Origin of the sequence: Streptomyces sp. DH12, assembly GCF_020873895.1 — a bacterium.
In the GTDB taxonomy this organism is placed as follows: Bacteria; Actinomycetota; Actinomycetes; order Streptomycetales; family Streptomycetaceae; genus Streptomyces.
On record NZ_JAHWGT010001685.1, the window covers coordinates 1 to 387 of the forward strand.

Here is a 387-nt window from a genome sequence, read left to right on the forward strand (position 1 = left end):
GACTCGCGCTACATACGCCTGGCCCTTCAGGCCGCGGACCTCACCCTCGCCGAGGCGCTGCGCCACCTCTACGTGCTGCTCCCCGTCCTGGACGACGCCAAGCACTACTGGGTCTCCCCGGACGAGGTCGACAAGCTGCTGCGCGTCGGCGACGGCTGGCTGGCCGGCCACCCCGAGCGGCAGCTGATCACCCGCCGCTACCTCTCCCACCGCTGGTCGCTGACCCGGCAGGCGAAGGAGCGGCTGGAGCTGGTCAGGCTGGCCGAGGCGGACGACAGCGAGGTCGAGGACCTCGACAACGCCGTCGCGCCGGAGGCCGAGGTCGAGGAGAAGCCGACCCCGCTGGCCGTGCAGCGCCGCGTGGCGGTCCTCGGCGTGCTGCGCGCG

General features: G+C 73.4%; 1 pseudogene. It reads left to right on the forward strand.

Annotated elements, in window-relative coordinates:
* A pseudogene (locus tag LPA54_RS41740) lies at window positions 1–387 on the forward strand (3' terminal RNA ribose 2'-O-methyltransferase Hen1); the annotation flags it as partial.